The following is a 26212-nucleotide window of genomic DNA, read 5'->3' on the forward strand; positions in this document are numbered from 1 at the left end:
GTGATGACTTTCTACAACGTTGAATACAACGTTGTAAAGAGCTGGACACACGGTAGAGTCCTCGCGTGCGCCACAGACTGAAGGACGTCGCCGAGCGCGCCGGGGTGTCGGTGAAGACGGTGTCCAATGTGGTCAACGGATATCCGCACGTCCGGCCGGACACCCGTGCCAAGGTCGAAGAGGCGATCGCGGCCCTGGAGTACCGGCCCAATCTCTCCGCCCGCAACCTGCGCCGCGGCCGCACCGGCATCATCGCCCTCGCCGTGCCCGAGATCGGCCTGCCCTACTTCGCCGAGCTGGCCCGGCACGTCGTCGACGCCGCGGCCGAGCACGACTGGACCGTGCTCATCGACCAGACGAACGGCTCCGCCGAGCAGGAGCGCATGGTCGCCCTCGGCATCCGCGACCACCTCATCGACGGGATCATCTTCAGCCCGCTCGCCCTGACCGCCGCCGACCTGGCCACGGGCTCCGAGCGGGCGCCGATGGTGCTGCTCGGCGAGCGCGTGCACCACGGACCGGCCGACCACGTCGCGATCGACAACGTCGCCGCCGCCCGCGACATGACCGCGCACCTGATCGCGCTCGGCCGGCGCAGGATCGCCGCGATCGGCGCCCAGCACACCGCCGAGGGCGTCACCGCCCGGCTCCGCCTGGCCGGCTACACCGCCGCGCTGACCGCCGCCGGGCTACCCGTCGACGAGACCCTGATCGTGCCGGCCTCGGCCTGGCACCGCACCGACGGCGCCGCCGGCATGCGCGCCCTGCTGGCCACCGGCACCCGCCCCGACGCCGTGTTCTGCTTCAACGACACCCTCGCCCTCGGCGCGCTGCGCGCGCTGCACGAGGCCGGCCTGCGGGTCCCCGACGACGTTGCGGTCGCCGGCTTCGACGGCATCGAGGACGGCCGCTTCAGCGTGCCGACGCTGACCACGATCGCCCCGGACAAGGAGCGCCTGGCCCAGGTAGCGGTCGAGCTGCTCGCCGCGCGGCTCGCGGACCCCGACGGCGCGCCGCCCCAGGAGCGCCTCGTCGACTACGAGCTCCGCCGGGGCGAGAGCGCCTGACCCCGGCGACGCTATTTCCGGCGTCCGGGCGCGCTCACGGTGTCCTCCACGGCGGCCAGGTGCAGCTTCATCGCATTGGCCGCCCCGTTGGCGTCGCGCTGCGAGATGGCGGCGAGGATGGCGTCGTGCTCGTCGGCCGCCTGGACCGCCCGGCCCGGGACGGCTGCCGCGGCGATGGCCTGCTCCTGCAGGACCGAGCGGAGTTCCGAGACCAGCCGGGGAAACAGCGGGTTGGCGGTCGCGGTGGCGATGGCCACGTGGAAGTCGGCGTCGATGCCGACCCGGATGGAGGGGTTCTGCTCCTCACGGAACCGCACGAGCAGCGCGGTCATCGTCTTGAGGTCGGTCCGCGAACGGCGCTCGGCCGCGAGGGCGGCCAACGGCACCTCCAGCGTCCGGCGGACCTCGTGCAGGTCGCGGGGAAGGTACTTGCCGGTCAGCAGCTGGGACGGCGCGAACTGCGCGTCGACGAAGGTCCCCTTGCCCGCATATGAACGGGTGAGGCCGAGCGCGCTCACGCTGTGCAGCGCCTCACGGATCACCGAACGGCTGACCTCGAACGACTTGGACAGCTCGGCCTCGGAGGGCAGCCGCTGACCCACCGCGAACTCGCCCGACTCGATGAGTTCGATGAGTTGCGATCGCACGTGTTCCGCGGCGGTGCGCTGCGCGACGGGGATCACCTTCACGGCTGCCAGGTTAACAGCCTGTCGGGCAGCCGTACGGTCAGAACTAGGCATCGATGCGCACCGGCGCTGACCAGGTCGACTCGCACGGGCTGCCGGCGGCGTACACCAGCGAGCGGGCCGAAAGGTCCATCACGATCCCCGCGACGGTGCAGGTGCGCTCGGCCACGGGCTGAGCCGCGTCCGGGTGCTGGCACACGCTGTGCGGTGCGTCCGCGTGGTCGGCGAGGGCCTCCTGCAGGCTCTCGATCGTGTGCGTGTCGTGTTGCCGCACGCGCGCGGTCAGGTGGTGCAGCCGGTTGCGGGTGTGCGCCTTGCGCTCGAGGTAGCGGTCCACCCCCGTGAGACCGTCGACCAGGAAGTGGTTGGCGTGCGTGACCGCACCGTCGACGGGAGTGATCACGCCGCACGGGCCGTCGCCCGGTCCGGTCTCCAGGTCCGCACAGAACCCGCCCACGTCCGCGATGAGATAATTCGCGGAGTTTGCCCGCGACGTGGATTGGATCCGCTGGACGGCCTCCGCACCGCTGTCGCTGTCGAGCACCGATCGCAGCAGCACGTGGTATGGGACGCCGAACCGGCCCTCGTCCCCGTCCGAGATGAGGGTGTTGGTGCACAGGCCGACCCCGCTGGAGTTGATCCCGACCTTCGCCAGCATCCCGGCCTCGACCACCGTGACGAAGTCCGGGCCGTCGTCCCGGCGCACCCGCAGCACGATCGCGGTTTCCCGGGCCCCCTCGATCCAGTCCCAGTTCTGCCCCATCAGCGCGGCGCCGGAGGTCGTGCGCTCGGGGGTCAGCGCGAACGACGTGCACTCGGTGGATGCCACCGCCCGGGCCCGTCCGGGAGCGGCGAACATGATCTCGCTGCGGGTGTTCAGGGCCAGGATGTCGGCCACCTCGACGCCGGCCCCGCGGGCGATCGCCCGGATCTCCCGCGCGGACGCCGGCGAGAAGTCCTCGATGGGACCGGCGAACCGGAGTCCATGTCGCCGCACGGTGTCCCAGTCCCACGACGCGTAGTGCCGGAACACGCCGGCATAGGTCCGCAACGCGTGCTCGATCCGGGACTTCGCGGCGAGGCCGTACTGGTATCCCCGCTCGTCCGGGTCACCCGCGACGGCGATGACGTCGTACCCGGAGGCGACTGTCCGCGCCATGCCCGCACCTCCACTCGTAGCTCCTGGCTTCACTCGCCTGGCAGGCTATCAGGTTGCATGACAAGTTGTCCCTTCCCCGGCGGGGTCGCCGTTGCTTAGACTCCTGTCGGACTGTCGGACAGGAGTCGCGCAATGCGGGTGGACCTTCCCCTCGATCAACTGGTGCGGTACGAGTACCCGCACCCCGAGCCCGGGGACTTCGACGCCTTCTGGAGCCGGACCCTGCGCGAACAGGGCGCGCATGCCCTCGATCCGCGGTTCGAGCGGGTGGACGCGCTGGTTCGGACCGTTGACGTGTACGACGTCACCTTCGGCGGATATGCCGGGGACGAGGTACGGGGCTGGCTGCTGCTGCCACACGAGCGAACCGGTCCCCTGCCGCTGGTGGTGGAGTATCTTGGCTACGGCAGCGGACGCGGGCACCCGGTCGAGTCGCTCGCCTACGCCAGTGCCGGCTTCGCGCACGCCGTCATGGACTCCCGCGGCCAGGGCAGCGCCCTACGGGCCGGCCACACCGCGGACCCCCATGGGGCCGGCCCGTCCGCGCCGGGGTTCATGACCCGGGACATCCTCGATCCCGAGCGGTACTACTACCGCCGCCTGTTCACCGACGCGTACCGGTTCGTCGACGCCGTGGCGACCCATGAGGCCGTGGCGGGCGACCGGATCGCGGTGACGGGACGCAGCCAGGGGGGTGCCCTGGCGCTCGTGGCAGCCGGCCTGCGGGACGATGTCCGGCTGGCCATGCCGCATGTGCCGTTCCTGTCCGCCTTCCGGCGCGCGCTAGAGGTGACGGACCACAATCCCCATGGGGAGATCGTCAGGTGGCTGGCCGCCCACCGCGGTTCGGTGGAGCGCGCCTTCGAGACCCTCGCCTATTTCGACGCCGTGTCCTTCGCCCGCCGGGCCGCCTGTCCCGGCCGGTTCTGCGTCGCCCTGCACGACGTCGTAAGCCCGCCTTCCACCGTTTTCGCTGCATACAATGCCTACGCCGGGCCCAAGGAGATGACCGTGTGGCAGTTCAACGCCCACGAGGCGGGCGGGCCCGAAGACCTCTTGCGAACCATCCATGCCGTCCGAGAGCTGGTGTCATGACCATCGTCGACTTTCACCACCACGCGCCACTGGCGTCCTATGTCAGCCGGTTGACGGCACTGGGCATCCAGGCTCAGCCGGGCGCCCCGTTTCCGGTGTGGGAGCCGGCCGACTCGGTCCGGATGATGGATCGGCTGGGCATCGACCTGGCCGTGCTGTCCGTCGCCTCACCCGGGTTCTACTTCGGCGATCAGACCTTCACCACGGCCCTGTGCCGGGACACCAACGACGAGCTGACCGAAGTGGTCCGCGATGGCGACGGGCGGTTCGCGGCGGTTGCCTGCCTGCCGCTGCCCTCGGTGGATGCCGCGCTCGCGGAGGTCGAGCGGGTGTTCGACCGGCCGGAGTTCGTCGGCGTCGGCCTGCTCACCAGCTACGCCGGGTCCTACGTCGGCCATCCCAAGTTCGACGGCCTGCTGGAAACCCTGAACGACCGCGGTGCGTTCATCCACGTGCATCCGGTGCTGCCCGCATGGTGGCCCGAGGGCGAGATCCCCATCCGGCCGTCGGTCCTGGAGTATCTCTTCGACTCGACGCGCCTCATCACGAACCTGCTCCTCACCGATGTGCCGCGCCGGTTTCCGCGAATCCGGTGGGTCTTCTCGCACTGCGGCGGCGCGATGCCGGTCGTCGCTCCGCGCATGGTGCTGGCCGAGGGCATGCCGGAGCTCGCGGCCGTCGCTGCGCAGGGCGGCGTCCTGCGCGCGCTGGCGGCGTTCCGCTATGACACCGCCCTGTCCCACACCGCCGCCGACCTCGGCGCGCTGCTGTCCTTCATCGACGACTCGCGGGTCGTGCTGGGAACGGACTTCCCGTTCTCGTCGCTCGACGAGGTGGCCGAGCGCTTCGCCCTGTTGCGCGAGTATCTCGGCGACACGCACCGGTCGGCCGTGCTCAGCGAGAACGCCCGCGAGCTCCTCGGCGACCGGGGGCGGACGCGGTGACCCGGGCCGGCGGCTGGATGGTCAGCGCCCGGTAGATGGCCGCCTGCTCGGGGCCCAGCGGCGTGGTCTGCGTGACGGTGCCGGCCGGACCGGTGAGGGTCACCTGCGCCACCCGCCCGAGCTGCCGGTTGATGGTCCGCCAGGGTTGACCGCTGGAGTGCTCGGCGACGCGGATCAGCAGCAGGGCCAGCCACCAGATCAGCACGTGCGCGCGGATGCGCTGTCCCGAGCGGCGGGCGGCCGCTCCGGGCAGCAGCCACGCCTTGAGGTCACGGGCCTCCAGAAGATTCTTGTAGCCCAGGGCGACATCTTCGGCGCTGATGTGCGGGTCGGAGGTGGCGATGAGGTGCTTGCCGTCGAGCCTGGCCTCGGCCCTGGCCTTCGCCAGGTCCACCTTCAGGCGCCCGTCGGGCAGCCGGATCAGCCAGCGGCCGAGGGTGGGGTGGGCGCGGAGGGTGCACTCGGCCCGCACGCGGGCGGCTTCGTCTCGGGCGTGCTGGTCGGCGATCCGGGTCAGTTCGGTTTGGAGGTGGACGATGGCCTCGTCGCGCTCCCGGCGGTCGTGCTGTGCCTGGTCCAGATCGTGGCAGACGACGAACCGGGCGTCCTGGCCGTCGAGGCGGACCTCCCGGACGCGCAGGTCGTCGCGGACGTGCCGGTAACGGCCCGGGCGGGACAGCACCGCCGCGACGAGGCGGTTGCCGTCGGACATGCGCATTCCGGCGATGTAGTGTTCGCCGGCGCGGCGGAGGCCGGCCAGGTCGTCCGCGCCGGAGAAGGCACGCTCGACCACGGTGATGACCCGCCCCGGATGCCGGTCCAGCAGGTCGTCGCGGACCTCGGCCGGGACGGCGTCGTCACCGGCGCCACCCGGCCAGCACCAGCAGCGGACCGGGATGCCCTCCTTGGTCACGGCCAGGCCGATGACGATCTGCTCCCCGTCGTCGCAGGCGAACTGGATGGTGTCGAAGAACAACGGGTCGAGCCGGTCGGTCCCGGCGAGGGACAGCGACTCCTGCACCCGCGCCTGCGTGTCCGCGCCCACGAGCAGATCCATCGCCCGGCGGACGTGTTCATCGTCCATCGTGGATAGTCCCGGCACGGCGGCCTCCTCGCGCACCCATTCCGCGGCCGGCAGCCCGCTCATCGGGGCCACCGCCCGGTGGGCGACCAGCGCGAACAACGCCCGTTCCAGGCCGGCGGTGAACCGCCGCGCGCCGGTGGCCGCACGCACCGCCGCGCCCACGTCGAGGCGGCGCCACAGCGCGTCGAGCAGCCAGGTGGCTCCGATGGTCCGGACGTCGATGACCTCCAGCGACGCGGCCCGGGCGGCCGCACCCGCCGGCGCGGCTCCGGCCGGCTCGTCGCCGCCGAAGTGCCTGCCGATCGACGCGGCCAGCCGCTGCAGCCCGGCCACGTCAACCTGGTCCTCCCGGCCCAGATTCATCAGCACGTCCGGCTTGATCTGCCCGTCCACCCGCCGGTTGTGGGCCAGCGCGACATAGCGCACCACCGCGCCGTCGGCGTTGGTCCGCGAGGTGAATCGCAGGAACATGCCTACGACCAAACCATTCTTGACCTGCTAACACAAGGTCAAGATACTGAGTCGTGTTACTACATGTTCATCCTTCCGAGCCGTTCGCGACCGGTCGATACCGCTGCTGACCAGCGGCGATCCGAAACCGATCACTCCCGCGTGTGTACCAAACTGCGGGCCCCGGACGCAAGGAAACTTCGTAACGAACCGAGCGGAGGCCCTTGCGATCCACCTCACCACGGTGCACCCTGAGGGACAACTTATCCGGCTGTCTGACAGCCGGGCAGGTGGACAGGTCCGGAGGCACCGCGTACCCCGCGCTTTGGCAGGTCTTCGGTCCCCAGCAGAGGAGAGCAGCGATGCGTGCAAGGAACTTATGGCGCGGCCGTGTCGCCGTGGCCATCGGCCTGGCGGGGGCCCTGGCCCTCGCGGCCTGTGGTGGAGCAAGCGACTCGGGCGCGAACAGCTCGGGCGAGATCAAGGGAACCATTGACTTCTGGATGGGCGACCCCATCGGGGATGCCCAGCAGCCAATCATGCAGAAACTGGCGGACGACTACGCCGCCGCACATCCGGGGACCAAGGTGAACCTCCGGTTCCTCGGCAAGGACGCACACCAGACGTACCTGACCTCGATCGCCGGTGGCAGCGTTCCCTGTGTCGCGCTCATCGGCAACACCTGGACCCCCGAATTCGCGGCGCTCAACGCCCTCGAGGTCTACGCGAACGACCCCAAGACGCTGCAGGGCACCTACGTGCCCGGCATGATCGAGTCGACCATCTTCAAGGGCAAGTCCTACGCCGTTCCCTACGACACCGGTGTCCGCGCCCTGATCTACCGCAAGGACATGCTCGAGGCGATCGGCAAGACCGCGGCCCCCGCCACCTGGCAGGAGCTGCGCGAGGACGCCCTGGCCATTCAGGCCAAGAACCAGGGCGTCAACGGGTTCGGCATCATCGGCGGCGCGCATTGGTACTACCTGCCGCTGATCTGGAACTGGGGCGGGGAGATCGCCAAGCAGAGCGGTGACAAGTGGGTCTCCGAGGCCGGCTCGACGCAGTCCGTCCAGGCGTTCCAGTTCTACTCCGACCTGCTGACCAAGGACCGCCTGTCGCCCGCCGGCGCCTCGGCCTGGACCGCGGCCGACGTCGACAAGTCCATGGGCCTGGGCCAGACGGCGATGATGGTCGGCGGATCGTGGGACCTGCGGACCATTCTCAAGCAGAGCCCCGATCTGGAGGGCAAGCTGGGCACGGCCGTCCTGCCCAAGGGGCCGGGCGGGAACAACGACACGTTCGCCGGCGGCAGCAACCTCGCCGTGTTCCGCGAGTGCAACAACAAGGCGGTGGCGAACGACTTCGTGAAGTTCATGATGACCAAGGAAAACCTCGTGCCGGTCACGTCGAACCTGGGCCTGCTCCCGGCGACGAACGACGCGCTGGCGCAGGAGAAGGCCACCGGGTCGTTCTCCGCCCCGCTGTTCAAGGCGTACGCCGAACAGGCCGACCACACCCGTTCCATTCCTCCGGTGGCCAGCTGGGGCAAGGTCGAGGGGGCCAACTCCATCGTGAACGCCATGCAATCGATCATGAGCGGCAAGAAGACGGCCGACGTCGCCATGAAGGAACTCGCGGACCAGGTGAACCAGGCAATTGGCTAAGACTGTGAAGACCACGATCCGTCGCGCGGCGTCCTCGGCCATCCCGAGGGCGCTGCGCGAGCGGCGCTTGCTGCAGGGGCAGCAGGGCTTCGAGAGACGATTCCTGCCGTGGGCCTTCCTGGCGCCGCTGCTCGCGGTGATCGTCGGCGTGGTCGGATATCCTGTGGCGCGCACGATCTGGCTGTCGTTCTTCGACGGTGAGTACCTGCAGAGCGGACCGTTCGTCGGGCTGCAGAACTACCGCGACATCTTCGCCGACCCGTACTACACCGGCGCGCTGGTGCGCACGACCCTGTTCGCGGCAGCGGTGGTCGTCACCACGATCCTGCTGAGTCTGGCCATCGCCCTGGTCCTTGACGCCGCACCCCGCGCGGCCAGGGTGCTCAGCGTCATCGTGCTGCTCCCCTGGGCCATGCCGCGGGTCGCGTCGGGCATCGTCTGGAAGTGGATGTTCGACGACCAGTACGGCGTGGTCAACTGGCTGCTGGTCAACTGGTTCGGCCTCGACTCCTTCAACGGCTACTCCTGGTTCAGCACGGGCACGCCGGCCATGGTCGCCATCACCGTCGCTGTCGTCTGGCACTCGGTCCCCTTCGTGGCGGTCTCCCTGTTCGCCGGGTTGCGCGGCACCCACGGTGAAGTGGTGGAGGCGGCCCGGGTCGACGGTGCCAGCGCCTGGCAGATCCTGCGACGGATCCGGCTGCCCATGATCCGTCCCCTGCTGGTCGTGATGACCACGATCTCGACCATCTGGGCGTATCAGTCCTTCGACCACTTCCTGGTGATGACCACACCGCCTGGCGGGCCGGACCACTCGACCGAGGTGTTGTCCCTGCTGACCTGGCTCGAGGCGTTCGCCCAGCTCGACCAGGGCTCCGCCGCGGCCATGGCCGTGGTCTTGTTCCTCATGCTGGCCGCGGTGAGCGTGCTGTACGTCCGGCTGAACCGAGAGGACGTTCGATGACGTCGCTGTTGCGCCGTGGGGCGCTGTTCCTGCTCGTTGCCGTGATCGTGGTGAGCAGCCTGTTCCCGTTCTTCTGGATGCTGGTCACGTCGGTCAAGCCCGACAGCGAGCTGTTCACCCGCACCCCGCGGTTCATCGTCACGTCGCCGACCGTGGAGCGGTACACGCACCTGCTCGACGGCAACATCCCCACCCAGTTCCGCAACTCCCTCATCGTCGCCGTGGCGACGACGGTATTGACCGGCCTGATCGCTCTGCTGGCGGGCTACGCTCTGGCCCGCTACCGGCTGCGGACCCGGCACATCCTCACGGTCGTCATCCTCGTCACGCAGTTGCTGCCGCAGACCATCCTCGTCATCCCGTTGTTCACGCTGTTCCGCAACGCCGGCCTGCTCAACACGTTTCAGGGGCTGACCCTGAGCCACCTGGCCCTGACCGTGGGCCTGTGCACGTTCATGCTGCGCTCGTTCGTGGTGGAGATCCCGTTCGAGCTCGAAGAGGCCGCTCTGGTCGACGGGGCGAGCCGGCTGCGCGCCGTCTGGTCGATCGTGTTTCCGCTGGCGTGGCCGGGGCTCGCCGCGAGCTCCGTCTACGCGTTCATCACGTCGTGGAACGAGCTCATGTTCTCGGCGACGTACATGCAGCGGCCCGCGATCGAAACACTCCCCGTCGCCCTGCAGCAGTACTTCTCCAGCTACTACACCGACTGGGGCGGGGTGATGGCGGCGAGCGTGATCTTCACGATCCCCGTGGTGATCTTCTTCCTCATCGTGCAGAAGCGGCTGATGCAGGGAATGGCATCGGGCGCGATGAAGGGCTAGACAGAAGAGGGGATAGAAGATGAAGGGTCAGAAGCGGAACAGCGACGCCTGGAACCGGTAGGAGTCCCCGCGGTACAGCTGGCGGCCCACGTCAAAGCACTGATCGTGCTGGTCGAAGGTCTTCTGGTAGCCGACCAGCACCGGATCGCCGGGCGCGAGGCCGAGCACCTTGGCCTCGCGCGACTTGACCGCCTCCGCCGCGAGCTCGTAGTCGCACCGGCTGGCCGCGATGTCATACCGGTCGCGCAGCACGTCGTAGAGCGACTGCCCGGTGAAGTCGACGTCCTCGATGCCGGGCACCCGGGCGGCGTCGAGGCACGACTGGTCGACGCTGAGCGGCGAGCCGTCCAGGAACCTGACCCGGCGCAGGTCGACCACCGGCTGGGCGGCGTCGATGCCCAGGACCTCCGCCTCGGCCAGGGTGGCCGGGCGGACCACGGCCCGCATGACCCGGGACGTCGCCTCCATGCCGCGCTCGCGCGCGACCTCGCTGAGCCCGCGCAGCCGGTTGGGCTCGTGCACGAGCCGGTTCTCCGCGACGAACCAGCCGCGCTGCGGCGACGGCACGATCCGGCCGGCATCGGCCAGGGCGCTGAGCACCTTCCGCAGCGTCACCCGGCTGACCCCGAGATCGGCGGCCAGGGTGCGCTCACCGGGCAGCCGGGTGCCGGCCGGGAACTGCCCCACGGTCAGCGCTTCCTGGAGGGCACGGTAGGCCTCGACCGCGTTGTTGCGGCCCTCCACCCGGGCCGGGGAGACCTTGAGGTCGAGTGCCTTCGCCACGGCTGCCACTCCTCGGTTGGTTCGTGTGCGCTGCATCCTAACGCCCTTGACACGCATGACCCGTTCTCTCCAGACTGGTCTACTATACAGACCAGTTCGGCACGAGAGGGCGACATGACAGACGAGAGCATCCGCGAGCCGCAGGTCCTTCGATACCGGGACCTCGAGCGGCGCACGTGGGGCGACGAGACCACCGGACGGCTGTGCGACTGGTTCTACGCCGACGACGCGACGATGAACCTCAACATCGTCGGCATGCCGCCGAACGGGTCCGCGATCTCCTCGCCCGAGCACCCCACCGTGTTCGGCGCCGACGAGCTCTTCTACGTGCTCGAGGGGCGCATGGTCCAGAGCAACCCGGTCACCGGCGAGGTCTTCGTCGTCAACCCGGGTGAGGCCATCTTCTTCCGCAAGGACACCTGGCACTACCAGTGGAACCACAGCAACGTGCAGCTGCGCATGTTGGAGTTCTTCCAGCCCGCCCCCAAGGCCGGCACGGGCGGCGCCTACGCGCGGGCCCAACCCCCGCTGGACGGCCCGCCGAAGCAGGGCCAGGACGAGCTGCTCGGCAACTGGCCGATGGCCCGTGACACTCCGCGCGAGCGGACCACCTGGATGATCCGGGAGGCCGACATCCTCTGGCGGATGGAGGGCACCACGCGGGGCCGCGAGATCCTCGTGGGCATCCTGGCCAGCACCGAGCACCTCACCGGCGGGAAGATGTCGTTCCTGGGCGGCCAGCGCAGCGACGTCTACAGCCACGGCGCCGACAAGGTGATCTTCGTGGAGTCGGGCAACCTGCACGTCGAGCTGACCGGCACGAAGAAGTGGGTCGAGCTGGACGCCTGGGACGGTGTGCGGATCCCGGCCGGCACGCCGCACTCGTTCTACAACATGAGCCACGAACCCGCCACGTGCCTCTTCTCGGTGGCCGGCGAGTACCGGCCGGGCTGCGTTGCCTGACATCGCGGTCGGCGGCGGTCACGACACCATCGTGGCCGCCGTCGACTGGGGTGGGACCTGGATCCGGGCGGCCGCCGTGTCCGGCGACCGGATCGTGCGCAAGGACCGCCGCGCCAAGCCGGCGAGCCTGGCCGAGCAGTACGTCACCGTCGCCGAGATGGTCCTGCACGCCACCGCGGACCTGGCCCAGCCTCCGGCGGCGGTGGGCGTGGGACTCGCGGGCGTGGTGCAGGACGGCATCGTCGGCACCGCCGTCAACCTCGGTTTCACCGACGGGACCGACGTCGCGGCGGCACTGCGCCCGCACCTGCCGCTGCCCACCTATCTGCTCAACGACGCGCAGGCCACCGCGCTGGGTGTGGCGGCGCGCTGGCCGCACGGCACGACCGCCGTCCTGACCATGGGCACCGGCATCGGCGGAGCGGTGATCAGGGACGGCTCGCTGGACTCCGGGCTCGGCGGCGCCGGCGACTTCGGCCATGTGGTGGTCGACGTGTACGGCCCCCGCTGCCCCTGCGGCGGCACCGGCTGCCTCGAGGCGCTGGTCTCCGGACGGGCCCTGGCCGAAGCCGCGGGCGCGCTCGCGGAGGACGGGTTGAGTCCCCTGCTCGCCGCCCGCGCACAACTCGGACGCGCCCTGCACGCCGGAGACCTGCAGGACGCCGCCGAGAACGGCGACGGCCAGGCGGCCGGCGTGCTCGACCGGTCCGCGTTCGCCCTGTCCGCCGGCCTGCGCACGATCGTCGCGACGCACGATCCGCAGCGCATCGTCCTGGCCGGGGCGCCGCTGGCCCCGGACACGTGGTTCGGCCGGGCGGTGCGAACGCACTGGGATCGCGCCCGGCCGCGCTGGGCCCGCACGGAGCTGCACCACGTGGCGGAGGACGAGGACGCGGCACTGCGTGGAGCCGCGTCCTACGCGCTCGGCAGGCTCGCCGCGGCCCGGTCCGGCTCCTGACGACCTTCCCTGCCCATCCTTCGTGTGACACACTCCAACTGGTCCTTCTTGTAGACCAGTTTTCCTGAGAGGCCAGGTCACTCCTCATGAGTTTGTCCAACCGTTCGATCGTCGTCTTCGCCTTCGACGGCTACCAGGAGCTCGAGTTCTGGTATCCGGTCCTGCGCGCTCGGGAGGAGGGGGCGGAGGTCAAGGTCGTCGCTCCGGGGGACGGTCCGTGCGAGAGCCACCTGGGCTACCCGATCCTCGGGGACACGGTCCCGGACGAGGTCGTGTCCGAGGACGTGGACGCACTGGTGGTGCCGGGGACGGTGACCGGTCGCCCGGCGGTCAGCGACGAGCAGGTGGCGCTCCTGCGCCGGTTGCGCGCCGCGGAGGTGCCCATCTTCGCCAGCGGCTCCGGCGCCCACCTGGTCCGGGAGCTCGTCCTCGACGTCGATCCCGACCGCGTCGCGGTGGACGCCGACGCCCTTCCCTCCCTGTTCACCCGGCTGCGGACCGAGCTGGCCGGCTGAGCCTCCGCTCGCCGACGTCGAAGGAGCGTTCGTCATGCAGATCTTCCGTACCGTGCTCGGTGACGTCCCGGCCGAGGAGTCGGGCCGCATCCTCACCCACGAGCACCTGCTCTACGGCTACCCCGGGGCCGAGCTGGACCACCGGACCGCGTTCGACCACCCCGCCGCCGTCGAGCGGGTCAGTCGCCAGGTCATCGACGGCATGATTCCCAACGGGTACAACACCCTCATCGACATGACCCCGGCCGAGGTCGGCCGCCACCCGCAGTTCATGGTGGACGTCGCCAAGCGCACCGGCATCAACGTCGTGGCGATCACCGGGTTCTTCCCGGAGCGTATGGGCGTGCCGTACTACTGGCGCCGGCAGACCATCGAGGAGCTCACCGAGTTCTTCGTGCGCGACCTCACCGAGGGCATGGTGTTCGCGTGGCAGCAGACGCCGTACAAGGCCGGCGCCATCAAGATCGCCACCGGTCAGGAGAGCGTCTTCCCCAAGCCGAGCCCGGTGGGCGCGTACGGTCGCCACGTCCACGAGGTGGAGGACCGCCTGATCCGGGCGGCCGGCAAGGCGGCCATGGCAACCGGCTGCGGCATCAACACCCACATCGACCCGATGGACTTCGAGGTCACGAACCCCGGGCGCGAGCAGCTCGAGATCCTCGACGAGGTCGGCATGGACCTGTCCAAGGTGATCATCGGCCACGCCTTCGTGCCACCGCAGGTCAACATGATGCGCGAGATCCTCAAGATGGGCGCGAACGTCCAGCTGGATCACATCGGCATCCCCTGGCGCGTCGGCAGCGCCGAGGAGCTGGACGAGGCGATGGCCAATGCCCTCATCGAGCTCATCGAGGACGGCTACCTGGATCGCATCGTCCTGTCGTTCGACCGGTGGTTCTTCAACCCCCGGGCGACGGTCACCGAGTCCGACCCGCAGCTGGAGAACGAGAAGGTCAACCTCAACTACATGTTCACCAGCTGGGTGCCGCGCCTGAAGGCCAAGGGCGTCACCGACGCACAGCTCGACCAGATCATGATTCACAACCCCCGACGCATCCTGTCGATCGCGGTCTGACGGAGGACTGAATGGAACTGCAGAAGGCTCGAGTGGCCGTCCTGGCCGAGAACCTGTACCAGGAGCTGGAGCTGTGGTACCCGGTCCTGCGACTGCGTGAGGCCGGTGTACAGGTCACGATCGTGGGCTCCCGCGCGGGCGAGGTGTACGCCAGCAAGCTGGGCTACCCGGCGGTGGCCGAGGTCGGCATCGCGGATGTGTCGCCCGACGACTTCGACGCGGTGATCGTGCCCGGCGGCTTCTCGCCCGAGTACCTGCGCCGGGAACCGCGCTTCGTCGAGTTCGTCCGCGCCCTGAACGACCGGGCCGCCCCGGTCGCGGCGATCTGCCACGCGGGGTGGCTGCTGGCGACGGCGGACATCGTGAAGGGGCGGGCCGTCACGTCGGTCCCCGTCATCAAGGACGACGTGATCCACGCCGGCGGCGACTGGCGCAACGAGGCCGTCGTGGTCGACGGCAACCTCATCACCTCGCAGCTGCCCAACGACCTGCCCCAGTTCCTCACCCGGATCCTCGACGCCCTGGCCGACAGCGACGCGAAGGGTGGTGAGGTCCCGGCCGTCGTCCGTGATGCCACGCCGAGCTCGGCGGTCTACCGCGCGGCCGCCGTGGTGAAGAACCGCGCGGCCGGGCCGGGATCGGCCAACTACCGGGCCTACGCGGTGGCCGGCGAGTGACCGTCGCGCTGGTCGCCGGCGGCGCCACCGGCATCGGACGGGCAACCGTCCGGGCCCTGCGCGCCGCCGGGACCGACGTCTACCTGGCCGACGTCAACGACTCGGCGGCCCGGGAGGTGGCCGCGCAGGAGGCCCCGGGGCGGATCGTCGTGGGGCACCACGACCTGGCCGACCGGCACGCGCCGAAGGCCGCGGTGGACGCCGCCCTGGAGGCGTTCGAGCGGCTCGACCACGTCGTCGTGACCGCCGGTCTGCACGTCGTCGCTCCCCTGGAGGCCTTCGCGTTCGAGGCGTGGGAAGCGACCATGGCGGTGAACGTGCGGGCGCCCTACCTGCTGGCTCAGGCGGCCGTGGCGGCGCTGGCCGACACCCGCGGCAGCATCGTGTTCACGGGCTCGACCGCGGCCCACCGCGGCAGCCCCGGCACGTTTGCCTATGCCGCGTCCAAGGGCGCGCTCATCAGCCTGACCCGATCATTGGCGGTCGAGCTCGCGGGCCGTGGAGTTCGCGTCAACAGCGTGTGCCCTGGGTGGATCGACACCCCGTTCAACGATCCGTACTGGAGTGCCCAGGCCGACACCGAGGCCGCCCTGAACGGCATCGTCACGCGGGTGCCGCTGGGCCGGCAGGGCGATCCGGAGGAGGTGGCCGCCCTCATCGTGTACCTGCTCGGTCCGGGCTCCGCCTATCTGACCGGACAATCCGTGGTCATCGATGGTGGTCTGCTCTCCGCCTGAGCTACGCCAGGCGGGAGACCGGGAGGTGCGACGTCACCTTCCGGTGGAAACCCCTGGCTGGTCACGGTGGGTCGCGCGGCAGCAGCGGACCGAGCGGACCGAGGTCGAGGTTGAGGTCCTCGGGCGACAGGCCGAAGTGCTCGCGCAGTTCGGCCATCTGTTCCTCCAGCGCCATGAGGGTCTCGCCGATCCGCTCGATCTGGTCGTCGGTGAGGTCACCGACGTCGACCCGGCGCAGGGCCTGCCGCTCCATCAGCTGGCGCAGGAGCTCGACGACGGTCAGCACCAGGCTGGCGAACCCGTGCTCGACCGCGTCGCGGTCGACCTCGATCCGGCGGCCCAGCCGACGGACCGGCGGCTCGGCCCCGGTCACGGCGCCCAGTCCCGGCCGACGGGCGGGTCGGCAGCGACCGTGCCGGCCGACGCGATGAGCGCGCGGAGCGAGATGTACACCAGGTCGACGTCGGCGATGGACAGCGTCACCTCGCCCGTGACGACCACGCCCGTGGAGAGCAGCCGGTCGAGCAGGTCGACCAGGGCGACCCGTTCGGGCGTCGCCACGGTGCCGTTCGCCGGCGGCGTCATCGCGGCGGCTCCTCTTCAGCCGTGACGAATTCGTTCGTGACGAACGAGTAGGGCGGCCACGGTCCGGTCAGCTCCAGGTGGAGCCCTGGATGGCGGGCCGCCTGCGCGGTGACCGCGGCGCCGAACCGGTCCGCGTCCCGCCGTTCGACCAGGTACGCGCCGTTGAGCAGCATCGGCTCCGTCCGGCCGCTGAGGCGGCGGTCCTGTGGCGGATGACGCCGGGCCGCGGCCGCGCAGCCGGTGAGCGCCGCGTGCACCTCCTCGGCGCCGGCCACCGCCAGTTGCCACCGCTGGTCCTCGGCGGACAGCTGCGCGCGGCGCCGCTGGAGATAGGCCGTTCCCGGGCGGGCCGTTTCGGCGGGTGGCGTGCCGCTGAGACGTTCGGACGTCGGCACGGCGTATGTCTTCACGCCCCATTCCGTCCGGCCGCTGACCCGGTCCAGCACGGCGTCGAAGTCACCGCGCCGCTGCTCGAGCATGGCCCGCAGCCCGGCGTCGTCGCGGTAGACGGTGGTGAGCCGGGCCGGAACCACCGGGCGGGAACGGCCGACCGTCTCGACGACGGAGTGATGGGCCCGGGCGACCGTCTCCAGCCAGTCCAGGTCCTCGAGGTTGCGGCGCAGGGGCTCCTCCCCGAACTGCGCCAGGTCCACGGAGCTGACCACCGCGACCAGTCCCCCGGCGTGGACGGTGCGCACGGCGCGACCGCCGATCCCGGCGACGCCGTCCAGCTCGCACGGACCGGCGTCACGGGTCACGGCGTGCAGCCAGACACCGGCGGGTTGCCGGTTGTCATCCACGCCGGACCTGCCGGTGTGCTGGCCGGGTGTCAATCGCCCCGGCCCCAGCCTCCGACGATTCGGCGCCGGCCTCCAACGACTCGGCCCCGGCCTCCAGCGGTTCGGCGCCGGCGGAGCCCGCGGGCAGCTCGCCTCGCGCGCGGGACGTGAGCCACGGGTCGTGCTCCCACCAGTCGATGCCCATCTGGCGCGCGGTGTCGACCGAGGCGACCACCAGCCGCAGCTTGAGCGTGAGGAGTTCGATGTCCAGCAGGCTCACCCGGATGTCGCCCACGATCACGATGCCACGGTCGAGGACGCGCTCCAGGATGTCGCCGAGGTTGGCCGGCTCGTGCCCGGACGTCGCCGGGCTCGCTGAGCTCGGACCGAACATCGCGCCGGAGTGGGAGGCCTGGGTCATCGCGTGCCACCTAGTCGTCGCCGTGTCCGCGCTGATAGCGGCGGACCCGGCGGAACCCGGTCAAGGCCCCGGCGGCGCTGGCCTGCGCCCGGTAGATCGACAGGATGTCGCCGGACGACGGGACGCGCCGCTCCTCGACGACCTCGACCTCGACCACCCAGCCGTCATCGTCGCGCTCCAGGGCCGTGACACCCGACGGTTGTTTGCCGGTCAGCTCCGCGACGTCCCGCAGGACGGCCTGGGTCACGGTCGCCGGTGACAGCGCCTCCCGGGGTCGCCGTTGCGACCTCTCGGCCCGCTCGTCGTAGTCTTCGTCGTACACCTCATCCGCGCGCCTGTCCGCAGCGGTGCGTCCACCAGGCACGGATCAGCCCTCCTGCCTCCTGCCGGTCGCAGTCGTCGGTTCCGGTTGCCCGACCGGCCGGACCAGCCGGGCGATGAGTTCCCGCTGCCGCCGGTCGGCCTCCTCGGGGGCGATCCGACCGGCCGATCTGTCCTGATCGAGCTGCTCGATCTGGCCCCGGATCACGGCCGGGTCGTACAGCTCGTGCTCGACCTGCTCGCGGATCAGCTCGCCCACCCAGAGCGCCACCCGAACCGGCGCGAAGGGCAGGGTCACGATCCCGCCGATGAGTCCCATGCTCACTCCCCCGGCTGCAGTTCCGTGACGAAGTCGTATGGTGCCAGCGGGCCGAGCAGCCGGACCTCGACCCGTCCCGCCCAGTCCCGGGCCAGATCCCGCACCACCTGTTCCAGCTCCGGCTCCCGGCTGGTCTCGGCGAGCACTGCCACGTTGGCGGCGTCGAGCTCGCCGGCCGCCTCGCGCACGACGACGCCGGCGGTCGACGGCTCGATCGCCTGCGCCACCCGTGCGCCGTCCGCCTGCCGCCGAGCGTCGATCGCGGTGTTGATGGCTTCACCGAGCGCGATGCGTTCGCTGCGGGTCGTCTCCTCCGGCTTGTCCCGGATGCGCACACGGAGCCGTTCGAGCGCCGGATCCGACTCGATCACCTCGCGCAGCACCGCTCCTTCCACGTAGCGGGCGCGCACGACGTATTCGGCCTTGCCCTCCAGTTCGCGCAGCGCCGCGGCGAACCAGTCGTGGTGGGGCGCGAGGAGCTCGTCGACCGTGGCCTGCCGGTCCGCCAGCACCGCACCGAAGCGCGCCGGCAGCACCGGCACCACGGCCGCGGTGGCGTCCAGCAGCCGTTCGTGCCCGAGCAGATCATCGGGTGTCCCGAGTGGACGGTCGAGGGCCAGCTCGGTCACCAGGGCCGCGATCCGGCCGTGGCGCACCACCGTCACGGTTGCCGACTCGCCGCCAACACCGTGGGCCTCGGGGTCCGTCTCGACGTCCTCCGGAACGATGCCGTAGACGTAGACTCCCGTTGCCTGCGCCTGTCCGGCCGTGCCGGCGGGTGCGGTGGCCGTCGACATGTCACTCCTCCTCCGCCTGGCGTCGGCGACGCGGAACACGTTCCGGTTCGGCGGGTTCGTCGATCACGTCCCGCACCTTCTCCCCGGCCGCCTCCAGAACGCCCTGGACTCCGCCCTTCACCTTGTGCTTGGCGCCGCCCTGCGTCATGTCCTGCATGAGCTCGGGCAGCCCCTCCTTCTCCTGCGAGATGTCCATGCGGTTCACCGCCTCCGCGAACCGCAGATACGTGTCGACGCTGGCCACGACGATGCGCGCGTCGATCGTCAACAGTTCGATGCCGACCAGCGACACCCGCACGTAGGCGTCGATGACGAGTCCCTTGTCGAGAATCGTGTCGATCACGTCGGCCAGCGACGCGGACGTCGGCCGGTCGACGGCGCCGCTCTGCTGGAGGGCCGAGGTCATCGCGCCGGCACCTCGCGCCTCTGGTCCTCGCTGTCACGGTCGGCGCCGGCGTCATCGTCCGGCCGGCGGGATCGGACGTTCTCCCGCCGTTGCCGCAGCGGCCGCTTCTGCTTGCGGCTCGCCGTTTCCTCCGCTTCATCCTCACGGCCGCCTTGCTCCCGCTCGGACGCTTCCGGCTCCGCCGGCTCCTCAGGCTCCTCAGGCTCCTCAGGCTCCTCCGGCTCCTCCGGCTCCCGCTCCGGTGCTTCCTGCTCTTCTGCTTCCTGCTCCTCGCGCATCGCGGTCTCGTGGTCCTTGACGACCTCACCGTCGCGGATCTCGCCGCGCCAGCCCTCGACCTCATCCGGTTTGAGGATCGTCTGCGTCATCACGTGCCGGCGGAAGTGCTTGAACTCCAGACGGGCCCGGCGACCCTGCGCCCGCCACAGGTTCCCGGTGCGTTCGAAGAGCCCCTGCGGGTGGTACTCCATGACCAGCATGATGCGCGTCAGGTCCGGCGACAGCTCGTGGAACGTGACGGCCCCGTCGACGTGCCCCTTCGGTCCCTTGGAACGCCAGACGATGTTCTGGTCCGGCACCTGCTGGATGGTCGTGGCCTCCCAGGTGCGGTGCGACCAGAAGACCTGCGCCTTCCAGTTGGTCTTCTCGTCCGACGGGCGATCGACGTTCTCGACCTTCTTCATGAAGCTGGGGAAGTCCTCGTACTGGGTCCACTGGTTGTAGGCGACCCGCACCGGCACACCGACATCGATCGTCTCCTCGATGTTGGTCATCTTCAGCTTCTTGGCCTTGCCGCCCTTGCCCCCGCCGAACAGGCCCTTGACCTTCTCCTTCATGCCGGCCAGCCCTCCGCTGAACGCCGCCCGCAGCGGCGACTTGCCTTCGGCGACCTTCTTCGCGCCGGCCGCCGCGGCGGCGAGACCCGCTCCGCCCTGACCGTTCGCGTACTCGGTCAGGCGATCCGTCATCGAACCGACCTTCTGGCCGGCCGCGTCGACCGCGCGCTGCCCGACTGCCGAGAGGAGGTTCCCCAGCTCCCGCACGAGCAACTCGGCGACCTTCTCGCCGATACCCCCGGCGGCGTTGGTGCTCGATTGCCCAGCCATGGCACGCTACCTTTCCCTGCGGCGCACCGGTGGCCGCCGCCCGTCCGACCGCCCACGGGCCGGCACCAGCTCCTCTTCGTCGTCGTCACGCTCGTAGTCCTCTGCGGGCGGTGATCGACGGGCGGCCCGGTCGTCGCCACGCTCGGCGTACTCTTCCTCGTCGTCTCGTCGCGACTCGGGCGATGCCGCTCGCGGGCGCCGGGCCGGACGCTCACGCACGTCCTCCTCCGGCTCCTCAGGCTCCTCGGGCTCACGGGCCTCGGGCTTGCGTGCCTTGCGCGGCTCGCGGAGCGCGTCTGCCCGGCCGCGGATCCGGTCGCTCATCGAGCCGATCCGGCCGGTCACCGCGGCCTTGGCCGCATCCTTCGTCGCCTCCACCAGCGGCGCACCCAGCTCGCCGAGCTTGCCGATCTCCGGTGACGAACCGAGCGCCCGAATCCCGTGGTGCAACAATCCGCCCGGGCGGCTGAGCCGGCCAGTGGCCGCGGCGGCGCCCAGCAACAGTCCCCATCGCAGCTTGCGCTGTCGCCCCAGCAGATAGCCGATACCGGCCGCCATCACCACCTGCGTCCTGCAGTTCACGGTGTCCCCCTTCGGCCCAGGTCCACCCGGCCGGCATGTGCGGCGACCCGTGCGACGTAGGGAAGGCAAGCAACCGGCCCGCGAACATGAACAAAAAACTCTCGTCCTGCCGCACTCAACGCGTTCTACCGCACAAGATCCGCTACCCCACCCTCCAGGGGCGAAACCCGCATCGCACCGCCAACGCGACGCGCGACGTCACCCGCGACGTCCAGCCGCCGCAACGACAGGTGTGCGGCAGCGACGTGCACCACGTGGCGTGGCATCGTCGCGTGCCGGGGCGCTGCGATCGCCACGCGCACCGGTGGTCGGGTCGACCACCGGTGCGCGGGCGCCCGCCGGAACTGCCGGCGCCGGTCCCGCTCTTGAACCGCCGCCAAGGTTCCCGGGCGGGCCGGCTACGGCAGGAGTGTCCGCTGCGTCGGGTCCCACCCCGACGGCAGCGGCTCCGGTCGAGCCGTTGTGCTCGCCACCTCGACCGGCCGACCGAGTCTCGCCGATTCCTCGATGGACAGCATGATGTCGAGCACGTGGAACGCGAACCGTCCGGTCGCCCGCTCGGGACGGCCGGCCCGGATCGCGCGGGCCAGTTCGAGCACGCCGATGCCCCGGCCCTGCTGTGATCCGACCTCGGCGACCTCCTGCTCGGGGTCACCGCGACGGAACACCGTGGTGGGTCCGGTGAACTGGTTGGGGTCGGGCAGCAGGGTCGTGCCGTCGACGCCGGTGACCTCGATGCTCGCGCGGTACACCGGGTTGTCGAAGCTGAACAGGACCGTTGCCGAGCCGCCGTCCTCGAACTGCACCAGCGCGCTGTGGTAGGTGGGCACCTCGACCGGGAACACCGTCCCGGCCCGCGGACCCGACCCGATCACGCGGCTGGTGCGCGCCGTGGAGGACACCGCGGAGACCCGGCTGGCCGGCCCGAAGACCTGCACGAGTGCGGTGAGGTAGTACGGGCCCAGGTCGAGCAGCGGCCCGGCCCCGGCGAGGTAGAGGAACTCCGGATCGGGGTGCCAGCTCTCCGGGCCGTCGCACTGGAAGACGGCCGTGGCGGTCAGCGGCCGCCCGATCCGTCCGGCGTCGATCAGTCGCTGGGCCGACTGCAGACCGGCGCCGAGGAAGGTGTCTGGTGCGCACGCGACGCGCAGGCCGTTCTCCTCGGCGTAGCGCAGCAGCTCCGCGCCGGACTCGCGGTCGGTGGCGAACGGCTTCTCGCTCCAGACGTGCTTGCCGGCGGCGATGGCGTGGCGACCGACCTCCACGTGCACGGCGGGCACGGTCAGGTTGACGACGATCTCGATGTCGTCGCGGGCCAGCAGCTCCTCGACACTGCCGTGGGCCGGCACGCCGAACTCCTCCGCCCGGACCTTCGCCCGGTCGAGGTCGAGATCGGCGACGAAGCGCACCTCGACGTCGGGGAACCCCGAGAGCGTCTCGAGGTACTGGCCGCTGATGACGCCCGCACCGACGACACCCACACCGACGGCGGTCATGCGTCCTCACTTCGTTCCGGGCGCCTGACCCAACACTGACCTTCTGATGACCGGCCCGAGACGCTCCGCTGGCCGGTCATGCCGCGATCCCGGACAGGTGGCGCAGGCTCGTCTCGACGGCCTCGAACAGGTCACCCTGGAACGCGTCGAGCTCGACGATCGGCCTCGCCTGGGGCGCCGCGGCGAGGATGGCCTCGACCGGCATCCGGCCGCTGCCGACGGGCTGCTGCAGCTCGGCGTCCGGCGTCACGGGCCCGTCCTTGATGTGCAGGAGGCGGACCCGGTCGCCGAGCCGCTGGAGCAGGGCGGGCACGTCGGCACCGCCGACCGCGGCCCAGTAGGTGTCCACCTCGAGCACCACGTCCGGGTCCAGCGACGCCGCGAGGACCTCCAGGCCGTGCCGGCCGTCGACGGACGAGGACAGCTCCCAGACGTGGTTGTGGTAGCCGATCGCCACGCCGGTGCCGCGGGCCACGCGGGCCAGGGCATTCAGCCGCTCGGCGGTCCGGGCGATCGACGCCGCGTCGGCCCACCGCTCGGCCGGGGTGTAGGGGTCCACCAGGATCTCGACGCCGAGCCCGGCCGCGATCTCGATCGTGCCGGCCGGCTCGGGGTTGTCGATCAGCCAGGCGTGGGCCGCGGGTGCCGTCAGGCCGGTCTCGCGCAACGCGTCGGCCATCTCCTCGGCGCGATCGACGAAGCCGAACAGCTCGATCTCGCGGTAGCCCATCGCCGCCACGCGGCGCAGTGTGCCGCGGAGGTCCTCGCCGACGGCGTCGCGCAGCGTGTACAGCTGCAGGGCTGGGGAACGGGGCATCAGGTCGGTTCTCCTCGGACGGGGGTCGTTCACAGGTAATGGGCGGCGAGCACCAGGAACACGCTCGCCGTCCAGGTGTACGCACTGTCGCGCAGGCCGCGACCCGTGCGGGCGTCATAGTTCTCCGCCATGTCGCTGCCGGCGACCATGTCGCAGAACCGGCGCGCGATCTCGGCGGCCAGCGGCGCGTGGCCGGCCCGCCGGAGCCCGTCGACCACGATGAGCGTCGACGGCGCCCAGATCGGGCCGCGCCAGTATCCGTCGGCCTCGTAGCAGGGGCTGGTCGGCAGCTCGGTGGCCAGGCCGTGCCCGGTGAGGTAGCCGGCGGTGACCAGTTCGCCGACGACGCTGTCGGCGACCGGCCGGGGCAGCCGCTCGCCGAGGACGAGCGGCATGAACCGTAGGAGGGTGTCGGGGTGGTACAGCTCCCCCGTGTCCGCCCGGCGCACGCCGAACCTGCCGTCGGCGAAGCACCCGCGCATCAGGCGGTCCAGCATCGCGTCGGCGTCGGCCGTCCACCGGTCGGCCTCGTCGTCCCGGCCGAGCAGCCGGGCGAGGCGGGCCAGGCAGTCCAGCTGCAGGACGAGATAGGCGGGCAGGTCGGGGCTCTGGAACGGCACCCCGTCGCGGAACGCCGTGCTGTTGTCCCAGCCCGAGTCGTTGCCGTGCTCGTAGTGGGGAACGCCGTCGCCGTGCGGGTCGCGCGCCGTGAGCCACCAGCGGGTCCAGCGGCGCAACGGCTCGTAGCAGGCCTCGACCTGCTGCCGCGACACGTCGGCGTGGTCCAGCAGCCAGCTCAGCGCCCAGCCGTGCACGGGTGGCTTGACGAAGGACCAGGCCGCGTGGGCGTCGTTGACGTAGTCGGGCAGCGCACCGTCGTCACGCTGCTGGTCGAAGACCGTCAGGAACTGATCGATCGCGGCCGGCGCGTCGGCGGCGAGCGCCATCGCGTTGAAGCAGTGGTCCCAGCTCCAGACGTTGGTCATCCCGTTCTTCGACATGAGCATTGTCGGTCGCCTGAGCAGCCCGGCCGGTGCCACCACCGACGACCAGGTGACGTAGTCGGCCAGCTGCGCGGCGTCGTGGTATCGGTCTGGCACCTCGGGTGTCGCGGCCCGCCAGGCGGCGAAGTCCGCCCGTGCTCCCGCCTTCACGGTGGCGAACAGCCCGCCGGCCGGGTCCGGGTGTCGGGTCCCGCCGATCCGGATCACGAACGGGCCGTCGGCCGCCGGCCGGGCCACGAAGGCGATCCGGGTGTGCCGGCTGCCGTTCCAGACGCGGTCCACGTCGAACGCGCCGGCGTGCCGGGTGATGGTGAGGTCGAGGCCCGCGCCGCAGGCGATGTACCGGGCGCTGTCGGTGCCGTTCGGCACGACGTGATCGTAGGGGTTGGAGATCAGCCCGGTCAGCCGGAGGGCCGCGCCGTGGCCGGTCGCCACGACGCTGCCGTCGTCGTCGAACGCGAGCTCGACGCGGGCGCCCGCGGCGCCGGTCAGGGCCAGGGACTCCGGGTGGAGCTCCGCCGTCTCCTGGACCGGCTGCCCGTCCACGAGCAGCTCGATCAGCAGCAGCTCCCGGACGCCGGCGTGGCCGCGCACCGTGCGCAGGTACAGGCCGCCGGGGCGCTCGGCCGTCGCGTCCCGGCGCGACAGCGCGAAGTAGGAGCCGCGCCGGCTGAACGGGACGCGGTGCAGGTCGACGCGCACGTCAGTCCGTGGCCGCCGCCGGCCCGTCGCCGAAGTCGGGAATGCTCAGGCGCTCCCCGTGCCGGCGGGCGGACTCGTGCGCGATGATGCCGGGCAGCGTGTACCGCGCCGCCGTCCAGGCGTCGACCGGTGGCCGGCCGCCGGTGTTGACGGCGGTGACGAAGTCGTCGGCCAGGAAGTGGTGGCTGCCCTCGTGGCCGTTGTGGGCCCCGGTGTATTCACGCGGGAGGCGGGAGCGGTCGTGGACCGGTGCGCAGCCGGACACGAACGCGTCGCGCAGCGCCGGGGAGATGTGCGCGAGCGACGGGTCCTCGACGGACACCGTGTGGGACGACTCGAGCAGCTCGGTGACGTCCTCGACGCCCTTGCGGTCCTGCCACAGCGCCGTGGTGGTGGCCTGTTCGAAGGTCGCTTCGGTGCCGAAGAACCGGAAGCGCGACTCCCGCAGGGACGACGGGAACCCCACCCGCCGGAACTCGTTGATGCGGAACGATCCGCCTCCGGCCACCTCGAACAGCGCGGTCGCGTTGGAGAAGTCGTTGTCGAACAGGCTTACGCCGCGGTCGAACACACCGTCGCCCCGGTCGTCGACGACGCCGATGGCGCTCACCGACACCGCGTGGGTGCTCCAGGCGCCGAGCACCCCGCCGATGGAGTGGGTCGGGTAGAGCAGGGGCGGATAGCTGGCGGTCGCCTTCCAGTCCGCGCCGCCGCTGTAGCGGTACGCGTCGTAGAAGCCGAGGTCCATGTCGTGGACGTAGTCGCCCTCGGCGTAGAACAGCCGGCCGAAGGCGCCGGCCTCGGCCTTCGCCCGGGCGTAGACCGTCGCCGGGTTGTAGTGGCTCGTCTCGCCCATCATGTAGGTCAGGCCGGTGGCCTGGACGGCTTCGACGATCGCGGCGATCTCGGCCGTGCTGACGGCCATCGGCACCGCCGAGTACACGTGCTTACCGGCCTCGAGCGCGGCCACGACCAGCGGTCCGTGCGTCCATCGCTGGGTGAAGACGGCAACCGCGTCGATCGCCGGGGAGGCGATCATCTCCTCGAAGCTCGCCATGGTGCCGGCGAGGCCCAGGTCCTCGACCATCGCCGTCGCGCGTTCCGGCAGCAGGTCGGTGCCGTAGACCGCGTCGACGCCCGGATGCAGGTTGAACAGGTTGGCGAACGAGCCGGCGAACTGGCCGGCGCCCACGATTCCCAGGGTGAAGCCCATGCGGATTCCTTGCCGTGCGCGG

General features: G+C 70.8%; 30 protein-coding genes. 12 read left to right on the plus strand and 18 right to left on the minus strand.

Going from position 1 to position 26212, the window contains the following annotated elements:
- The first annotated feature begins 65 nt into the window (after positions 1-65).
- Positions 66-1067 carry a LacI family DNA-binding transcriptional regulator gene (locus tag Dsi01nite_RS30030; protein ID WP_203849662.1) on the plus strand — a complete coding sequence of 334 codons (1002 nt, stop codon included), beginning with the start codon at positions 66-68 and terminating at the stop codon, positions 1065-1067.
- A gap of 11 nt (positions 1068-1078) precedes the next feature.
- Here the strand turns inward: Dsi01nite_RS30030 and Dsi01nite_RS30035 are convergent, their stop codons facing one another.
- A complete protein-coding gene (locus Dsi01nite_RS30035) occupies positions 1079-1756 on the minus strand; it encodes a FadR/GntR family transcriptional regulator (RefSeq protein WP_203849663.1) in 678 nt (225 codons plus the stop codon).
- A gap of 43 nt (positions 1757-1799) precedes the next feature.
- Entirely contained in the window at positions 1800-2912 is a 1113-nt protein-coding gene (locus Dsi01nite_RS30040) for a C45 family autoproteolytic acyltransferase/hydrolase (RefSeq protein WP_203849664.1), read from the minus strand.
- Between the two features lie 132 nt (positions 2913-3044).
- Between Dsi01nite_RS30040 and Dsi01nite_RS30045 the strand changes: the two genes are divergently transcribed.
- Positions 3045-4007: an acetylxylan esterase gene (locus Dsi01nite_RS30045; RefSeq protein WP_203849665.1), complete on the plus strand. Its 963-nt coding sequence runs from the start codon at positions 3045-3047 to the stop codon at positions 4005-4007.
- The gene (locus Dsi01nite_RS30050; protein WP_203849666.1) at positions 4004-4951 is read left to right on the plus strand and encodes an amidohydrolase family protein; all 948 of its coding nucleotides are present in this window, start codon (positions 4004-4006) and stop codon (positions 4949-4951) included. The genes Dsi01nite_RS30045 and Dsi01nite_RS30050 overlap by 4 nt, the downstream gene beginning before the upstream one ends.
- Here the strand turns inward: Dsi01nite_RS30050 and Dsi01nite_RS30055 are convergent.
- Positions 4902-6506: an IS1634 family transposase gene (locus Dsi01nite_RS30055; RefSeq protein ID WP_203849667.1), complete on the minus strand. Its 1605-nt coding sequence runs from the start codon at positions 6504-6506 to the stop codon at positions 4902-4904. The two genes, Dsi01nite_RS30050 and Dsi01nite_RS30055, sit on opposite strands and share 50 nt — an antisense overlap.
- 269 nt (positions 6507-6775) lie before the next feature.
- Between Dsi01nite_RS30055 and Dsi01nite_RS30060 the strand changes: the two genes are divergently transcribed.
- The 3 genes from Dsi01nite_RS30060 to Dsi01nite_RS30070 are packed head-to-tail and all read left to right on the plus strand — an operon-like array spanning position 6776 to position 9934.
- Positions 6776-8149: an extracellular solute-binding protein gene (locus Dsi01nite_RS30060; RefSeq protein WP_203849668.1), complete on the plus strand. Its 1374-nt coding sequence runs from the start codon at positions 6776-6778 to the stop codon at positions 8147-8149.
- 4 nt (positions 8150-8153) lie between these two features.
- Positions 8154-9113: a carbohydrate ABC transporter permease gene (locus tag Dsi01nite_RS30065; protein WP_203849669.1), complete on the plus strand. Its 960-nt coding sequence runs from the start codon at positions 8154-8156 to the stop codon at positions 9111-9113.
- On the plus strand, positions 9110-9934 hold the full coding sequence (locus Dsi01nite_RS30070) for a carbohydrate ABC transporter permease (protein ID WP_203849670.1): 825 nt from the start codon (positions 9110-9112) through the stop codon (positions 9932-9934). Before Dsi01nite_RS30065 ends, Dsi01nite_RS30070 begins: the two co-directional genes overlap by 4 nt.
- Before the next feature lie 27 nt (positions 9935-9961).
- Here the strand turns inward: Dsi01nite_RS30070 and Dsi01nite_RS30075 are convergent, their stop codons facing one another.
- Positions 9962-10717: a GntR family transcriptional regulator gene (locus Dsi01nite_RS30075; RefSeq protein ID WP_203849671.1), complete on the minus strand. Its 756-nt coding sequence runs from the start codon at positions 10715-10717 to the stop codon at positions 9962-9964.
- 114 nt (positions 10718-10831) lie between these two features.
- Between Dsi01nite_RS30075 and Dsi01nite_RS30080 the strand changes: the two genes are divergently transcribed.
- The 6 genes from Dsi01nite_RS30080 to Dsi01nite_RS30105 all read left to right on the plus strand — a co-directional run bounded on the left by Dsi01nite_RS30080 (position 10832) and on the right by Dsi01nite_RS30105 (position 15642).
- Positions 10832-11680 (plus strand): cupin domain-containing protein, encoded by an 849-nt coding sequence (locus tag Dsi01nite_RS30080; protein ID WP_203849672.1) that lies wholly within the window; start codon positions 10832-10834, stop codon positions 11678-11680.
- Positions 11673-12638, plus strand: coding sequence for an ROK family protein (locus tag Dsi01nite_RS30085; protein ID WP_203849673.1), 966 nt, complete (start codon positions 11673-11675; stop codon positions 12636-12638). Before Dsi01nite_RS30080 ends, Dsi01nite_RS30085 begins: the two co-directional genes overlap by 8 nt.
- Before the next feature lie 86 nt (positions 12639-12724).
- Positions 12725-13153 (plus strand): DJ-1/PfpI family protein, encoded by a 429-nt coding sequence (locus Dsi01nite_RS30090; protein ID WP_203849674.1) that lies wholly within the window; start codon positions 12725-12727, stop codon positions 13151-13153.
- A 34-nt stretch (positions 13154-13187) separates the two neighbouring features.
- Entirely contained in the window at positions 13188-14228 is a 1041-nt protein-coding gene (locus Dsi01nite_RS30095; protein ID WP_203849675.1) for a phosphotriesterase family protein, read from the plus strand.
- 11 nt (positions 14229-14239) lie between these two features.
- Positions 14240-14905, plus strand: a complete 666-nt coding sequence (locus Dsi01nite_RS30100) for a type 1 glutamine amidotransferase domain-containing protein (protein WP_239136286.1) — start codon at positions 14240-14242, stop codon at positions 14903-14905.
- On the plus strand, positions 14902-15642 hold the full coding sequence (locus tag Dsi01nite_RS30105; RefSeq protein ID WP_203849676.1) for an SDR family NAD(P)-dependent oxidoreductase: 741 nt from the start codon (positions 14902-14904) through the stop codon (positions 15640-15642). Before Dsi01nite_RS30100 ends, Dsi01nite_RS30105 begins: the two co-directional genes overlap by 4 nt.
- 61 nt (positions 15643-15703) lie before the next feature.
- Here the strand turns inward: Dsi01nite_RS30105 and Dsi01nite_RS30110 are convergent, their stop codons facing one another.
- From Dsi01nite_RS30110 to Dsi01nite_RS30175, 14 genes are all read right to left on the minus strand, one after another.
- Positions 15704-16015, minus strand: a complete 312-nt coding sequence (locus tag Dsi01nite_RS30110; RefSeq protein ID WP_239136287.1) for a gas vesicle protein K — start codon at positions 16013-16015, stop codon at positions 15704-15706.
- On the minus strand, positions 16012-16227 hold the full coding sequence (locus Dsi01nite_RS30115; RefSeq protein ID WP_203849677.1) for a gas vesicle protein: 216 nt from the start codon (positions 16225-16227) through the stop codon (positions 16012-16014). Before Dsi01nite_RS30115 ends, Dsi01nite_RS30110 begins: the two co-directional genes overlap by 4 nt.
- Positions 16224-17027, minus strand: coding sequence for a GvpL/GvpF family gas vesicle protein (locus Dsi01nite_RS30120; RefSeq protein WP_203849678.1), 804 nt, complete (start codon positions 17025-17027; stop codon positions 16224-16226). Before Dsi01nite_RS30120 ends, Dsi01nite_RS30115 begins: the two co-directional genes overlap by 4 nt.
- The gene (locus Dsi01nite_RS59210) at positions 17020-17427 is read right to left on the minus strand and encodes a gas vesicle protein (RefSeq protein WP_203849679.1); all 408 of its coding nucleotides are present in this window, start codon (positions 17425-17427) and stop codon (positions 17020-17022) included. The genes Dsi01nite_RS30120 and Dsi01nite_RS59210 overlap by 8 nt, the downstream gene beginning before the upstream one ends.
- A gap of 10 nt (positions 17428-17437) precedes the next feature.
- Positions 17438-17749 carry a gas vesicle protein GvpO gene (gene gvpO, locus Dsi01nite_RS30130; protein WP_203849680.1) on the minus strand — a complete coding sequence of 104 codons (312 nt, stop codon included), beginning with the start codon at positions 17747-17749 and terminating at the stop codon, positions 17438-17440.
- Between the two features lie 45 nt (positions 17750-17794).
- The gene (locus Dsi01nite_RS30135; RefSeq protein ID WP_203849681.1) at positions 17795-18067 is read right to left on the minus strand and encodes a gas vesicle protein GvpG; all 273 of its coding nucleotides are present in this window, start codon (positions 18065-18067) and stop codon (positions 17795-17797) included.
- Positions 18068-18069: 2 nt separating this feature from the next.
- Positions 18070-18864 (minus strand): GvpL/GvpF family gas vesicle protein, encoded by a 795-nt coding sequence (locus Dsi01nite_RS30140; protein WP_203849682.1) that lies wholly within the window; start codon positions 18862-18864, stop codon positions 18070-18072.
- 1 nt (position 18865) lies between these two features.
- Positions 18866-19270: a gas vesicle protein GvpJ gene (gvpJ, locus tag Dsi01nite_RS30145; protein WP_203849683.1), complete on the minus strand. Its 405-nt coding sequence runs from the start codon at positions 19268-19270 to the stop codon at positions 18866-18868.
- A complete protein-coding gene (locus Dsi01nite_RS30150) occupies positions 19267-20376 on the minus strand; it encodes an SRPBCC family protein (RefSeq protein WP_203849684.1) in 1110 nt (369 codons plus the stop codon). Before Dsi01nite_RS30150 ends, gvpJ begins: the two co-directional genes overlap by 4 nt.
- Positions 20377-20382: 6 nt before the next feature.
- Positions 20383-20958, minus strand: a complete 576-nt coding sequence (locus tag Dsi01nite_RS30155; RefSeq protein WP_203849685.1) for a hypothetical protein — start codon at positions 20956-20958, stop codon at positions 20383-20385.
- Positions 20959-21356: 398 nt separating this feature from the next.
- Positions 21357-22454, minus strand: a complete 1098-nt coding sequence (locus Dsi01nite_RS30160) for a Gfo/Idh/MocA family protein (RefSeq protein WP_203849686.1) — start codon at positions 22452-22454, stop codon at positions 21357-21359.
- 76 nt (positions 22455-22530) lie between these two features.
- Positions 22531-23271 (minus strand): sugar phosphate isomerase/epimerase family protein, encoded by a 741-nt coding sequence (locus Dsi01nite_RS30165; protein WP_203849687.1) that lies wholly within the window; start codon positions 23269-23271, stop codon positions 22531-22533.
- A gap of 29 nt (positions 23272-23300) precedes the next feature.
- Entirely contained in the window at positions 23301-24977 is a 1677-nt protein-coding gene (locus tag Dsi01nite_RS30170) for an amylo-alpha-1,6-glucosidase (protein WP_203849688.1), read from the minus strand.
- A 1-nt stretch (position 24978) separates the two neighbouring features.
- Positions 24979-26190: a Gfo/Idh/MocA family protein gene (locus Dsi01nite_RS30175; RefSeq protein WP_203849689.1), complete on the minus strand. Its 1212-nt coding sequence runs from the start codon at positions 26188-26190 to the stop codon at positions 24979-24981.
- Positions 26191-26212 lie beyond the last annotated feature (22 nt).

Source organism: Dactylosporangium siamense (assembly GCF_016862795.1).
In the GTDB taxonomy this organism is placed as follows: Bacteria; Actinomycetota; Actinomycetes; order Mycobacteriales; family Micromonosporaceae; genus Dactylosporangium; species Dactylosporangium siamense.